Source organism: Acinetobacter ursingii DSM 16037 = CIP 107286, assembly GCF_000368825.1.
GTDB lineage: Bacteria > Pseudomonadota > Gammaproteobacteria > Pseudomonadales > Moraxellaceae > Acinetobacter > Acinetobacter ursingii.
In genome coordinates this window covers 530,554-543,769 of the sequence record NZ_KB849716.1, presented here as the reverse complement: position 1 = coordinate 543,769, position 13,216 = coordinate 530,554, and the positions used below count along the sequence as shown (strand labels likewise).

Here is a 13,216-nt window from a genome sequence, read left to right as displayed (position 1 = left end):
CCTTTTGCAGGTAGCCGTATGATGCGTGATTTGTTGAATCGTCAAGGACATCATATAGGACGACGTCATACACGTACTTTAATGAAGAAAATGGGCATTAATGCGTTATATTGCAAACCAAATTTAAGCCAGGCTAATCAAGCTCACCGCAAATATCCATATCTGCTCAAAGGATTGGCTATTCAGCGCAGTAATCAAGTGTGGTCTACGGATATAACGTATATCCCTATGGCAAAAGGCTTTGTTTATTTATGTGCTGTGATTGATTGGCATAGCCGCAAGGTACTTGCGCATAGAGTATCGATTAGTATGGAGGTTACATTTTGCATAGAAACATTAAATGAAGCTATTGAAAAATATGGTCGACCTGAAATATTTAATACAGACCAAGGCAGTCAGTTTACCAGTGATGCATTTATTGATGTATTGAAATCAAATGGCATTCAAATCAGTATGGATGGTAAAGGTCGATGGGTTGATAATGTGATGGTTGAACGATTATGGCGGAGCGTTAAATATGAAGAGGTGTATCTCAAAGCCTACAGCAATGTTTTGGATGCGAAGAAGCAATTAAACGCATATTTTGAATTTTATAATTTGAAACGACCTCATTCGAGTCTGGACAAAATGACTCCAGATGAGTTTTACTATGACCAGCTACCACAACAAAATAAGGTAGCTTAACTAGAGCAGAGTATCACTTATAAATAAGCTTTTAGTTGTTCAAACATGTGGGACCACCTCTATTTTAGGTACAGGCTTCTCCATCTGAAAATTATATTGCTGAAGAAGCCTTTAAGAATAGATTTATGCAAAGAAGCCGTTTAATAGTAATTATAAAATCAATTTTTTCATATATCCTAATCATTAAGTATAGTTAGGTCTTAAGTTTCTTATTTATTTTAATTTGCCCAACAGCTAAACCTAGAAGCATCCAGTAATATGGCCGAAGGAAACTTGATTCTATCATCATAATTATCATAATAACTATTAAAGAACAAGTTATTACAGAATCACTTTTTTGAGAATTAACATTTTGTTTAATTATGTAGAAATGCCATAACAACCAAACAGCTAATGCTAACCATCCGCAGGTAGCTGCGATTTCTAAGTAAATATTAATTGGCGGATAACCTATAGGTGATAAATAGTCTGGAAGATATGAGAAATTAGAAAAATAATGATTAAGGCTATATTCATCCATCGTACCAATACCAACCCCCCAAAAATTTTGTAAAGCAATCTCGTTGGTTAGCTGCATTCGTGGCCATCTATTACCAGTTCTTTCAAGTAAAGAGGTTATAACATCACCAGAGTCTATGATATTTTGAAAAGTTTTTGAAATTAGATCATCTGAATTACTTATATAAAATTTGAATGCTTGATAGATAACTGAACCCAACAATGAAAATATTAATAAATTTCTTAATTTTCCTTTTTCAAATGCGAATAATATGATTGGTACCAAAAAGCAAATGATAATTAAATTAAAGCTTTTCGTGATAAATATTGCTAAAACTAGAAAAATTATATCTGAGTGAGATGTATATTTTTCATTGTTATCTGTATTGTTATTAATATACTTGCTAAAAATCATCACAATATAGGGAATTAATGCAATAGCAAAATAAGATGGCTCATAAAATAATACTTGAGCACGTTCTTGAATTCCTGAAAAGTATAAAAAACATCCTACTATTATTTGAAGCTTGTAGGCATCTCTTATTCCAATAATTGTTTCATATTTAGATTTTTGTATTAATTGAGAGTATACTATTAAAATTGAAAGATAATTTAAAAAAATCCAAAATATATATAACGAAGATTTTATAATATTTACTGTAAATAATAATGAAGGTATACATAATAAAGCGAATAAAAATACATATAATGTGTTTTTATCTATTGAGTTGTTTTTTATAAAAATCAATATCCCAACGAATAAAAGTGGAATTAAAGTAATTCTCAAACCTGAAAACTGAATGACATCAACACTTATTAATAATGTTATTAAGAAGCTAAATAGTTTTATACTATTAATTTTCATCTTATTTATCCAGAAACGTGAGAATTTTTTAATTCTTCAATTAATAGTAACTTACTTTTATTCCAGCAAAAAGAAGATGAAATATTAATATCACTGATTTGTAGATCATTAGAGGTTGCTTTCTCAATTGCTTTACTTATTTCTGTAATACTCAGAGGGTTAACTAAGATACAAGAATCATCACTTATTTCAGCTAATGAAGTTGTATTCGACGTAATTACAGGTGTTCCACATGCCATCGCTTCAATTACAGGAAGTCCAAAACCTTCATAAAGTGATGGAAAAAGTAAACAAAGTGCGCCTTTGTAGGTAGATGCTAGCTCATCTTCACTTAATCGCCCGAGAAACTTAACTCGATCTTCAATTTGAAGCTCTTTCGCTGTATTTACTAATTGATCAGAAGGTTTACCCGAAAATAATACATGGATATTTTTATCTATATCTGCCTGTGCAAAAGCTCTTAAAGCTCGGTCTTCATTTTTATGTAGCTTTCGATTACCCACTATAAAAATATACGGAAAACCCGGTAGGTAGGGCTGCACATCTTGATGAAAAGCACTCGATACACCGTTATATACCACTTTCACCTTATCTGGATTGATACCCGACCAGTCTACAATTCTGCCTTTTGAAAACTCAGAGACGGTAAATATCAGTGCAGCTTTTCTACATGCCCGTTTAAGAACAATGTTGTAATACAGTTTCTTTAAAAAGGATGTATTGGCATCTACATCTATATGGTTGAGATCATGGATAGTAATTGCTGTTCGATGTAAAAAGAAAAAAGGTGCATTAAAACCAGGTGAAAAAAAGAAGTTTTTATTAAAAAACAAATATATAGTAAGCTTAATAACATCAAAAATTGATACAGGGTTGCCTTTTAATTTTATTGGCTGAAAGAAATCTTCGTCATAAACTTCTGTCGCAAAACGCCCGATACCATGCTCTCCAAACCAACGTGTATCGAAAATTACTTTATTTTGTTGATTTAACATACAATTTTATTAAACGAGATTTTAATTACCTCGAATTATAATGAAATCCTATCGGAATATAAATGGTATATACTTGCTAACTTCAAAAATTCAATTTTTTTACAAAATTATGGATGAGTAAGAGCTTCCTATGATAACAGAACCAAAAACAGCTTTAGTTGCAGATTGGCTTGTCACCTATGCGGGTGCTGAGCGCGTAATGACTGAAATATTAAAAGTTTTCCCAAAATCAGACCTATTTGCTGTGATTGATTTTTTAAGTGATGAAAGTCGACAGCATTTTTTAGGTAAACACGCCCAAACAACATTTATTCAAAAATTTCCTAAAGCTGAAACGAAATACCGCAATTATCTTCCATTTATGCCTTTAGCCATTGAGCAGTTAGATGTCTCTGCCTACGATGTCATTTTATCGAGTAGCCATGCAGTAGCCAAAGGTGTGCTTACGGGGCCCGACCAACTGCACATTAGCTATGTTCACTCGCCTATACGCTATGCATGGGACTTACAGCATCAGTATTTACGTGAGTTGGGGCTCACCAAGGGCATAAAAGCCATTATTGTACGTTGGTTATTACACAAAATTCGGATGTGGGACTACCGCACCGCCAATGGGGTAGATCACTTTGTTGCAAACTCTAAATTTATTGCGCGTCGTATTCATAAGGTATATGGCCGCGATGCAGATGTGATTTATCCACCTGTAGATACAGATCGTTTTACACTACGTGAAAACAAAGATGATTTTTACTTTACCGCTTCACGTATGGTGCCTTATAAGAAAATTGATCTAATTGTTGAAGCTTTTTCTCATATGCCCAATAAAAAATTGGTCGTGATTGGGGATGGCCCAGATATGCAAAAAATCAAGTCTAAAGCGACATCTAATATCGAAATTTTAGGGTATCAACCGAACAGCGTGATGCAAGATCATATGCAGCGCGCTAAAGCCTTTGTATTTGCGGCGGAAGAAGACTTTGGCATTACACCTGTTGAGTCTCAAGCATGTGGTACACCCGTGATCGCTTTTGGTAAAGGTGGGGCGTTAGAAACCATAAATGCTATTCACTCAGCAAATCCAACAGGGGCCTTTTTCGATAAGCAGGAAGTATCAAGTGTGATTGCAGCAGTTGAGGGGTTTGAGCAGAACAGTGATTTATTTTTGCCAGAAAACTGCCGTAATCAGGCTTTAAAGTTTTCCAATCAACGCTTTCACAGCGAAATTAACCAGTATGTTCAGCAAAAATGGGCTATTAAAAAAGAATCGATGTCATAGTTTAAAATTATTCAAGCCGAGCATTTCGCGCGGCTTGAATAGACTGACTATTTTTTAACAACGACCATACAAGTCTTCAAAACGAACAATATCGTCTTCGCCCAAATAAGAGCCCGATTGAACTTCAATTAATTCAAGTTGAACTTTACCCGGATTTTCAAGCGCATGAATCTCACCTAAAGGAATATAAGTCGACTGATTTTCTGTGAGTAAAAATGACTCTTTTCCTTTGTGAATCTTAGCTGTACCACTCACCACAATCCAATGTTCAGAGCGATGATGGTGCATTTGAATCGAGAGTTTTTGACCAGGTTTAACGGTGATACGTTTTACCTGATAGCGCTCTGCATGGTCGATACTGTCGTATTTACCCCATGGCCGATAGACTTCGCGGTGGCAGAAATGTTCAGTACGACCTTGTTCTTTAATGCTTTCGACAATCTTTTTAATGTCTTGTACTTTGGATTTATCTGCAACCAGTATCGCATCTTTGGTTTCAATCACCACCAGGTTGTCAACGCCAAGTAAACTCACCAAACGGCTTTCGCTAAAAACATAATTGTTTTGGCTTTTTACAGTAATGACATCACCCTGAATTACATTGCCTTGTGCATCTTTATCTTGAATATCCCAAAGCGCAGACCAAGAGCCTACGTCGTTCCAGTTGGCATCAAGTGGCACCACCACTGCATCTTTGGTTTGCTCCATCACAGCATAGTCAATCGACTCAGAACGACACTTTTTAAAAGCTTCTTTATCGATACGGATAAAATCTAGATCTGCTTTGGTGTTCTGCATCGAAGCAACACATGAGGTATAGATATCTTGTGCATACTTTTGCAGTTCGTTTAAATAAACGTCGGCCTTAAACATAAACATGCCGCTATTCCAAAGAAATTTCTGGCTCTCTAAATATTGTTGCGCTGTGACCGCATCTGGCTTCTCTACAAAGCGCTGTACCTGAAAGCCATTTAATTCTCTGCTGCCTTTTTCGATATAACCATAGCCTGTTTCTGCATGTGTAGGTACAATCCCAAAAGTCACCAGTTTGTCAAGCTTGGCAAGCTCTAAAGCCTGTATAATGCATTCTTCAAATTGGTCTTGCTGTTTAATCACATGATCTGCTGCTAACACCAGCATGATTGTATCTGAGTTTTTTGCCTGTTGGGTTTGGTGCAGTGCAGCAAGGGTAATGGCAGGCGCAGTATTTTTACCTTCTGGTTCTAAAATAATTTTGGCTGTTATGCCAATTTCGCGCATTTGCTCGGCTGCCAAAAAGCGATGCTCTTCATTGCAAATGAGTATTGGGTCTGCACAATCAAGATTTTTTAAACGTAAAAGTGTGGCTTGTAATAAAGTATAGCCATCTGGAGAGAGTTTTAAAAATTGTTTCGGATATTGTGTGCGTGACAAAGGCCATAAGCGGGTACCGCTACCACCGGCCATAATTACTGGTGTAATTTTAAAACTCATAAAAAATTGCCTTAAAGCTGAAGCGACTAGTTATAATAAAAGTAAAGGAAATAGAATTTAATATGCACCCTTTCTAAAAAGTACAACTAAAACAGTTTTGCATAAAATCTTTATATCCTGAAAAAAAGACCAACTTTGAATATACTTTGTATCTAAAGCAACTCTGGTTTCATAATTTACATCATTACGACCACTTACTTGCCACAAGCCAGTGAGTCCTGGAGTGACGTTTAAATAATAAATAACATTATCTTTATATTGAGGTAATTCTGCTGCTGTTACAGGACGTGGTCCAACAAAACTCATTTCACCTTTCATAATGTTAATCAATTGCGGCATTTCATCTAGGCTTGATTTTCTTAGGAAATGCCCAATTTTTGTGATCCTCGGATCATTTTTTAATTTGAAAGTTTCTTGCCATTCTTTTTTCGCTAAGGGATCATTATCCAAAATTTGTTGAAGAAGTTCTTTAGAGTTACTTGCCATTGATCGAAATTTCAAGCATTTAAACTTTTTACCATTCTTACCAATTCTCTCGTGCCCATAGAAAGCAGAGCCTCCATCGAGTTTGACGATTATAGAAAACAATATAAAAAACGGGGATAAAATAATAAATAATGCAACAGCTAGACAAAAATCAAATATTCTTTTGACCGGAGATTGAATATAGTTAATTTTTTGATCAATAACGGTTTGTTCTGGTAATTTTGTATTCATGTATCACGTCTATTGTGCTCAAAGAACATTTTTGCAATTGTAAAACTTTATTTATTACAATTGAATTGAAAATAAAATCTATACGAGATTCTATATGAAATATAGTGAAGACTTCAATATTTGAAATATCAGAAATTTCTATTTAGATACAAAAGTACACGAAAAACATTAAAATAACGGAATTTTTTTTTTATTTTAGCTAATATAACCTTATCAATAGTATTTTATACATGTAGTGAAATTTTGAGTCCATAATATGATGAATTTTAAAAAAAAACTTGCCTTTTTTATTATTTTAGCAGGTTCAGGAACACAGACCTTTGCTCAAGGAATTTTACTTAACAATTCAGATTTACGTAATGACCTTATTTGGTTAAACCAGCAAGGTGTGATTCATGTAAGTACATCTACATGGCCGCTAAGTGGGGATGAAATATTAAAAGCTCTTGAACAAGCAAACGTTCAGACGCCAGCACAAGAAAAAGTTATTACCTCAATAAAAAATAACTTAAAAGTAGATAATGGTCAGTTTAAAGTGGGTCTATTTGCCGAGACAGATCAGAGCTATCTTCCTCAATCTTTTGGTGATGTAAGTAAGTCGCAATATCAGGGTAATATAGAGTTAAATGGAGGGGGAGATAATTGGGATGCTAAATTACATGTCAACTTGGAAAAAGACCAAATAGATGACAACAATGACGATGTGAATGTAGAAGGATCTTATATTGCGGGTAAACTTTGGAATCAATGGGTGGTTGCTGGACAAATTCCAACATGGTGGGGACCAGGTCATGAAGGTAGCTTAATTCGTGGTGATGCTTCGAGACCTGTTTATGGTTTTACCATGCAACGAGCTATACAAAATGCTTTTGAAACAAAATGGCTGTCTTGGATCGGTCCTTGGCAGTATCAAGCTTTTGCAGGTCAACTTAAAGATTATCATGCTGTTCCAGATGCAAAATTATTAGGTTTGCGATTAACGGCTCAACCCTTCCCTTATTTAGAGGTGGGTGCTTCTCGTGTATTACAATGGGGAGGAGAGGGGCGCTCAGAAAGCTTCAGTACATTGTGGGATGCCATCAAAGGCAATGATAACGTATATGATACGAATGAAGATCGTTCGAATCAACTCGCGGGTCTTGATTTTCGTTTAGGATTGAATGGTATATTAAAATTACCAGTTAGCCTTTACGGTCAAGCAGTTGGTGAGGATGAGGCAGGAGGACTGCCATCTCGTAAATTATATCTAGCTGGTGTCGATTTTGCTTCTAGCTTTAAAAATATGCCTTATAGTGTCTATGCTGAATGGGCAGATACGCGTACGAATGGAGATGTATGGGGATATACCTATAATCATTCAGTTTATACAGATGGGTTTTATCAACATGGCTATCCTCTTGCTTATCCTATTGGTGGGGATGGAGAAATGTATTCAATAGGGGGGGATATTCGTTTTGATTCAATGAATCGGCTAAGTGGTCGAGTTTTATATACAAAAGTCAATCAGTCAAATCTTGCGATTAATCAGGCTTTTCCTCAAGAAGATAAAATTAAGGCTTTGGATTTAACTTGGACACATTATTTCAAAAGCGATATTCCGTTAAAAATCAGAGGATGGTTGAGTGACTCTGATATTAATCATCGAGACAGGGGTGCTTCTGTTAGTATAGAAATTCCTATAGAATTTATGCACTAATTTGGAATTGCGAAAACACCAAGCTGATAATTTTCAGTTCTAATTATTGAATAGTGATTAAATTCCTTAACTCCTTTTTGTAAATAAAATATAGATAGTGAAATGATCAAAAAAGCAATTTTACCAGTAGCAGGCTTGGGTACTCGTTTTTTACCTGCTAGTAAATCAATTCCCAAAGAGATGGTCACAGTGGTGGATCGTCCAGCCATTGAATACGTGGTACGTGAAGCGGTTGCAGCAGGTATCGAGCAGATTATTTTGGTGACTCATTCATCTAAAGCGTCCATTGAAAATTATTTTGATCGTAATTTTGAACTTGAAACGACGTTAGAGCAAAAAAAGAAGTTTGATTTGCTTAAAGAAATTACGGATATTGTTCCTCCCAATGTCAGCGTAGTGAGTGTGCGTCAGCCAAAACCTTTAGGTCTAGGTCATGCAGTTCTTTGTGCCAAAAGTATTGTGGGAAATAATGACTTTGCAGTGTTACTTCCTGATGTTTTGGTTAAAGCAAAATCTGAGCAAAATGATTTAGCGCGTATGATACAGCGGTTTGATGAAACTCATGCAGCGCAAATCATGGTAGAGGCTGTACCTGATGATTTAGTAGATCAGTACGGTATTGTCGATGTTGCAACAATTCCCGAAGAAGGCCAAAGCCAAATCATGCAGGGTATTGTAGAAAAACCTGCGGTGGGTGCTGCACCATCAAATCTTTCAGTGGTCGGTCGTTATGTTTTACCTGCCAAGATTATGCAGCTCTTGGAGCAAACACCAAAGGGTGCAGGTAATGAAATCCAGTTGACTGATGCGATTGCTATGTTACAAGAGTCAGAACAAGTTGAAGCCTATCGGATGCAGGGACAGACTTTTGACTGTGGTAGTAAATTGGGCTATTTAAAAGCGATTTTACATTATGGGATTGAACATCCTAAATTAGGTAATGATTTTAAAACACTGATTCGTGAGTTAGCTCTTTAAATTTATAAGACCTTAGGTATAAAAAATGAAGATTGCGATATTAGGGACTACGTTACAGGCTGGCGTATTGGCAGCTTTATTAGCCGAATATGGTAATCAAGTCTATTGGTGCTATCAACATTCGCATCTATCCACAACATCCATAAATATTCAATATCAGGATGAAGAGGTGAATCGTCGTTTAAGTAAACAACGTGAAGCCAAAATGTTGCTACAAAGCACATTGGTAGATTTGCCTTTAGATATTGATACTTATCTATTTTGTTATAATCCAGCTGAATTCAAACTTGCCTTAAACACATTAAAAGAACTTGCATTACGCCCGATTATTCATCCAAAGTTGATGGTCAATGGCTCAACTTTTGGTTTGCATGGAACGGATAAGCTGAAAGCAATTTTACCGAATGATGACTGGGTGTATTTTCCTGACGTCATTCAGGAAGGTAATGCGATTAATAGTGTTCTGAATGTCAAACACGTCATTATTGGAGCAGAGGCAGAAGCTGCCAAATTGATGATGGAAGAACTCCTTCGCCCATTTTTTCGCTATCAAAATCAATATTTGTTTATGCCTATTTTGGATGCTGAATTTACTAAATTGAGTATTTCAGGCATGTTGGCGACGCGAATTAGCTATATGAATGATTTGGCTCTCGTGGCTGAAAAGCTAGGCATTGATATTGCCAATGTAAGGCAAGGAATGGGCGCGGATACCCGTATTGGTTCAGCCTATTTATCAGCGGGTGCAGGTTTTGGGGGGGAGAATTTCTCGCATGATATTTTGACCCTATCTAGCGAAGTCTCTAAAAGTGGTGCGAAAAGCCGTTTGTTAGAGCAGGTTTGGGAAATTAATGAGCAACAAAAAGAAATTCTATTTCGTAAGCTCTGGAATTATTACCATTCAGATTTAAATGGAAAAACCGTTGCGATCTGGGGTGCAGCATTTAAAGAAAATACATCAAGTATTCATAATTCTCCGATTCATGCAATGTTAGCTGCATTGTGGGCACAAGGTGCTAAGGTGCAACTGCATGATCCACAGGCTTTACAAGAAATTTATAAAATGTATGGTGAGCGAGATGACTTGATTTTGAGTCTGGACGCTTATGACGTAGTGCAAAATGCAGATGCACTTTGTGTGATTACCGCATGGAAACAATATTACAGTCCTGATTATAAAAAACTACAGCAAACAATGCGTCATCCCCTTATTCTGGATGGACGTAATCTTTATGATCCTGATTTTGTAAAAGCTCAGGGTTTCGCCTATGAAGGTGTTGGTCGGCTATGAATGAAAATATTGAAAAATTTCCAAAGCAAAATAAACAATCAGCAGTAATACAACTTCAATCTCTTGGTGAGAAGATGCAAGACATGCATCTGAATCAATTATTTGAACAACAAAATGATCGATTTGAGCAGTTTTCATTGGGTTGCGATGATTTGACTTTCGATTATAGTAAGCATCGAGTCAATCAGGACATAATACAGTCTTTAGTGGCATGGGCTGAAGCTAAAGATTTGAAGGAATGGATTAAGCAATTATTTTCACAAGAGCTGATTAATTATACTGAACAACGCGCTGCTATGCACTGGGCATTGCGATTACCTAAAAATACGGTGCAGTTTTCTGAACTGTCAATGCAAGTCAATGAACAACTGGATCGGATGTTTCGATTGGTTGAAAAAATCCATGCTGGACAATATCGTGGCGTAACAGGCGAAGTGATTCAAGATGTGGTGAATATTGGCGTCGGTGGTTCTGATTTAGGTCCATTGATGGTGACACATGCTTTGTCTGATTTTAAAGTGCCAACAGCAAAACCATTGGACGTACATTTCGTATCGACGATGGATGGTAGCCAGCTCTCTGACTTATTACATCAGTTACGCCCAGAAACGACGCTATTTATTATTTCATCTAAGTCTTTTGGAACGATTGATACGCTATCTAATGCTGAAACGGCGCGTTTATGGTTGGAAAAGGCACTAGGTGATCGTTATTGTGTCTTAAAAAGTCATTTTATTGGCGTGTCGACCAAACCTGAGAGAATGACGGAGTGGGGCATTCATCCTGACAATCAGCTATTACTATGGGATTGGGTTGGTGGTCGATATTCCTTATGGTCATGCATTGGTTTACCAATTGCACTTAAAGTGGGTGTTGAAGGATTTCAGGAACTGTTGGCCGGTGCCTATCTAATTGATCAACATTTTCGTCAGACCCCATTTCATGAAAATGTACCTGTGATGATGGGATTGCTTGGGGCATGGAATACTAACTATTTAAACATGCAAACCCATGCAGTCTTGCCTTATGATGGTCGCTTAAAATATTTTGCTTCTTACCTACAGCAATTGGAAATGGAGTCGAATGGTAAGTCGGTTCAACGTAATAATCACAAAGTTGAATCTGGCACGTGTCCAATTGTTTGGGGCGAAGTGGGACCAAACGCCCAACATGCTTTCTATCAATTACTACATCAAGGTACACATGCGGTGAGTTGTGATTTTATCGCGCCGATTCATCGTTATAATGCCAATCATTTTACCTATGTTGAAAATGCTGACGCTTTGATTGAACAGCATCATTTGGCATTATCCAACTGTTTGGCACAGTCTAGACTTTTGGCCTTTGGTAATCAGGCTCTCGATCAAAAAGAATTAGAAAATTTACCCATCTATAAACAATATACGGGTAATCAACCGAGTTCGACTTTTTTAATTAAAGAGTTAAATCCAAAAACTTTAGGTATGCTGATTGCACTATACGAGCACAAAGTCTTTGTACAATCTGTATTATGGAACATTAACCCCTTCGATCAATGGGGGGTAGAAAAAGGTAAGGAAATTGCCAATCAGATTCTGCCGATCTTAAATGGTCAGCAACATGAGACAGCACATCTGGATGCCTCTACTCAAGGCCTGATTGAATTGCTGCTCGGAAATAAAAAGGGTTAAGGTAAAACATGGCAAATATTTTAGTAACTGGCGGTGCTGGATATATCGGTTCGCATACTTGTGTTGAATTACTCAATGCGAACCATGATGTGGTTGTATTTGATAATTTATCCAACAGTTCTATAGAGTCGCTTAATCGGGTTCAGGAGTTGACAGGAAAATCTCTGACATTTGTGGAAGGTGATATCCGTAATAGTGAACAACTCGATCAGGTTTTTGTACAGCATAAAATTGATGCTGTCATTCATTTTGCGGGTTTAAAGGCAGTCGGTGAAAGTCAGCAACAGCCTCTAATTTATTTTGATAATAATATTGCGGGAAGTATTAATCTCGTCAATGCCATGCAACGTGCAGAAGTCTTTAAGCTTGTATTTAGCTCATCTGCAACGGTTTATGGCGAGCTGAATTCATCGCCGTACAGTGAAAATATGACACTCAGTATGCCAAATAATAACTATGGCTATACTAAATTAGTTATTGAGCAGATCTTAGAAAAGACAGCTGAAGCTGATGAACGTTGGTCAATTGCCTTATTGCGTTATTTTAATCCGGTCGGGGCGCATCAAAGTGGAAGAATTGGTGAAGATCCGCTTGGTATTCCAAATAACTTAATGCCTTATGTGACTCAAGTAGCGGTCGGTCGTCGTGAGAAATTAGCGATTTTTGGTAATGATTATCCTACTTTGGATGGAACATGTGAGCGAGATTTTATTCATGTGGTTGATTTATCAAAAGCGCATGTCTTAGCTGTCGATAATCGCTTGAATCATCGAGGTTGTCGTGCCTGGAATATTGGAACAGGTATCGCGATCTCAGTTCTACAAATTAAGGAAACTTTTGAAAGAGTAAATGGGGTTTCCATTCCTACAGAGTTTGTTGAGCGTAGGGCTGGAGATTTATCCGCTTTTTATGCAGATGCTTCACGAGCAAGAGAAGAGTTAGGCTGGAGTGCGCAATTCACGCTAGAAGATATGCTGAAAGACAGTTGGCATTGGCAAAAACAAAATCCAAATGGTTATCGGGATGTCGAATGATCAGATCAAGTTCTGTTTGAATTTTGATCATGTATTATA

At 36.8% G+C, this 13,216-nt stretch carries 11 protein-coding genes; 7 read left to right on the top strand and 4 right to left on the bottom strand.

Going from position 1 to position 13,216, the window contains the following annotated elements:
- On the top strand, positions 1 to 684 hold a 684-nt coding region (locus F944_RS07215; RefSeq protein WP_004988758.1), incomplete at its 5' end, for an IS3 family transposase.
- 193 nt (positions 685 to 877) lie between these two features.
- On the opposite strand, the gene F944_RS07210 is transcribed toward F944_RS07215, so the two are convergent.
- Entirely contained in the window at positions 878 to 2,047 is a 1,170-nt protein-coding gene (locus F944_RS07210; RefSeq protein WP_004988756.1) for an O-antigen ligase family protein, read from the bottom strand.
- 5 nt (positions 2,048 to 2,052) lie between these two features.
- Positions 2,053 to 3,042, bottom strand: coding sequence for a glycosyltransferase family 4 protein (locus tag F944_RS07205; RefSeq protein ID WP_004988754.1), 990 nt, complete (start codon positions 3,040 to 3,042; stop codon positions 2,053 to 2,055).
- A gap of 130 nt (positions 3,043 to 3,172) precedes the next feature.
- On the opposite strand from F944_RS07205, the gene F944_RS07200 reads away from it, so the two are divergent.
- Positions 3,173 to 4,318 carry a glycosyltransferase family 4 protein gene (locus tag F944_RS07200; protein ID WP_004988752.1) on the top strand — a complete coding sequence of 382 codons (1,146 nt, stop codon included), beginning with the start codon at positions 3,173 to 3,175 and terminating at the stop codon, positions 4,316 to 4,318.
- A 54-nt stretch (positions 4,319 to 4,372) separates the two neighbouring features.
- Here F944_RS07200 and F944_RS07195 read toward each other — a convergent pair whose 3' ends face one another.
- Together F944_RS07195 and F944_RS07190 are read right to left on the bottom strand one after the other, a co-directional pair.
- The gene (locus F944_RS07195; RefSeq protein ID WP_004988751.1) at positions 4,373 to 5,791 is read right to left on the bottom strand and encodes a mannose-1-phosphate guanylyltransferase/mannose-6-phosphate isomerase; all 1,419 of its coding nucleotides are present in this window, start codon (positions 5,789 to 5,791) and stop codon (positions 4,373 to 4,375) included.
- A 57-nt stretch (positions 5,792 to 5,848) separates the two neighbouring features.
- On the bottom strand, positions 5,849 to 6,508 hold the full coding sequence (locus F944_RS07190; protein WP_004988750.1) for a sugar transferase: 660 nt from the start codon (positions 6,506 to 6,508) through the stop codon (positions 5,849 to 5,851).
- A 256-nt stretch (positions 6,509 to 6,764) separates the two neighbouring features.
- Here F944_RS07190 and F944_RS07185 point away from each other — a divergent pair, with 256 nt between their 5' ends.
- The 5 genes from F944_RS07185 (at position 6,765) to galE (ending at position 13,177) form a co-directional block, all read left to right on the top strand.
- Positions 6,765 to 8,204 (top strand): capsule assembly Wzi family protein, encoded by a 1,440-nt coding sequence (locus tag F944_RS07185; RefSeq protein ID WP_004988749.1) that lies wholly within the window; start codon positions 6,765 to 6,767, stop codon positions 8,202 to 8,204.
- Positions 8,205 to 8,306: 102 nt separating this feature from the next.
- Positions 8,307 to 9,182, top strand: coding sequence for a UTP--glucose-1-phosphate uridylyltransferase GalU (gene galU / locus F944_RS07180; protein ID WP_004988748.1), 876 nt, complete (start codon positions 8,307 to 8,309; stop codon positions 9,180 to 9,182).
- A 25-nt stretch (positions 9,183 to 9,207) separates the two neighbouring features.
- Positions 9,208 to 10,473 carry a nucleotide sugar dehydrogenase gene (locus tag F944_RS07175; RefSeq protein WP_004988747.1) on the top strand — a complete coding sequence of 422 codons (1,266 nt, stop codon included), beginning with the start codon at positions 9,208 to 9,210 and terminating at the stop codon, positions 10,471 to 10,473.
- Positions 10,470 to 12,143, top strand: a complete 1,674-nt coding sequence (pgi, locus tag F944_RS07170; RefSeq protein WP_004988746.1) for a glucose-6-phosphate isomerase — start codon at positions 10,470 to 10,472, stop codon at positions 12,141 to 12,143. Before F944_RS07175 ends, pgi begins: the two co-directional genes overlap by 4 nt.
- 8 nt (positions 12,144 to 12,151) lie before the next feature.
- On the top strand, positions 12,152 to 13,177 hold the full coding sequence (gene galE / locus F944_RS07165; protein ID WP_004988745.1) for a UDP-glucose 4-epimerase GalE: 1,026 nt from the start codon (positions 12,152 to 12,154) through the stop codon (positions 13,175 to 13,177).
- Positions 13,178 to 13,216 lie beyond the last annotated feature (39 nt).

Coding starts and splice junctions, on each gene's coding strand:
- F944_RS07210 (WP_004988756.1), bottom strand. CDS start 2,047: ATGAAAATTAATAGTATAAAACTATTTAGCTTCTTAATAACATTATTA.
- F944_RS07205 (WP_004988754.1), bottom strand. CDS start 3,042: ATGTTAAATCAACAAAATAAAGTAATTTTCGATACACGTTGGTTTGGA.
- F944_RS07200 (WP_004988752.1), top strand. CDS start 3,173: ATGATAACAGAACCAAAAACAGCTTTAGTTGCAGATTGGCTTGTCACC.
- F944_RS07195 (WP_004988751.1), bottom strand. CDS start 5,791: ATGAGTTTTAAAATTACACCAGTAATTATGGCCGGTGGTAGCGGTACC.
- F944_RS07190 (WP_004988750.1), bottom strand. CDS start 6,508: ATGAATACAAAATTACCAGAACAAACCGTTATTGATCAAAAAATTAAC.
- F944_RS07185 (WP_004988749.1), top strand. CDS start 6,765: ATGATGAATTTTAAAAAAAAACTTGCCTTTTTTATTATTTTAGCAGGT.
- galU (WP_004988748.1), top strand. CDS start 8,307: ATGATCAAAAAAGCAATTTTACCAGTAGCAGGCTTGGGTACTCGTTTT.
- F944_RS07175 (WP_004988747.1), top strand. CDS start 9,208: ATGAAGATTGCGATATTAGGGACTACGTTACAGGCTGGCGTATTGGCA.
- pgi (WP_004988746.1), top strand. CDS start 10,470: ATGAATGAAAATATTGAAAAATTTCCAAAGCAAAATAAACAATCAGCA.
- galE (WP_004988745.1), top strand. CDS start 12,152: ATGGCAAATATTTTAGTAACTGGCGGTGCTGGATATATCGGTTCGCAT.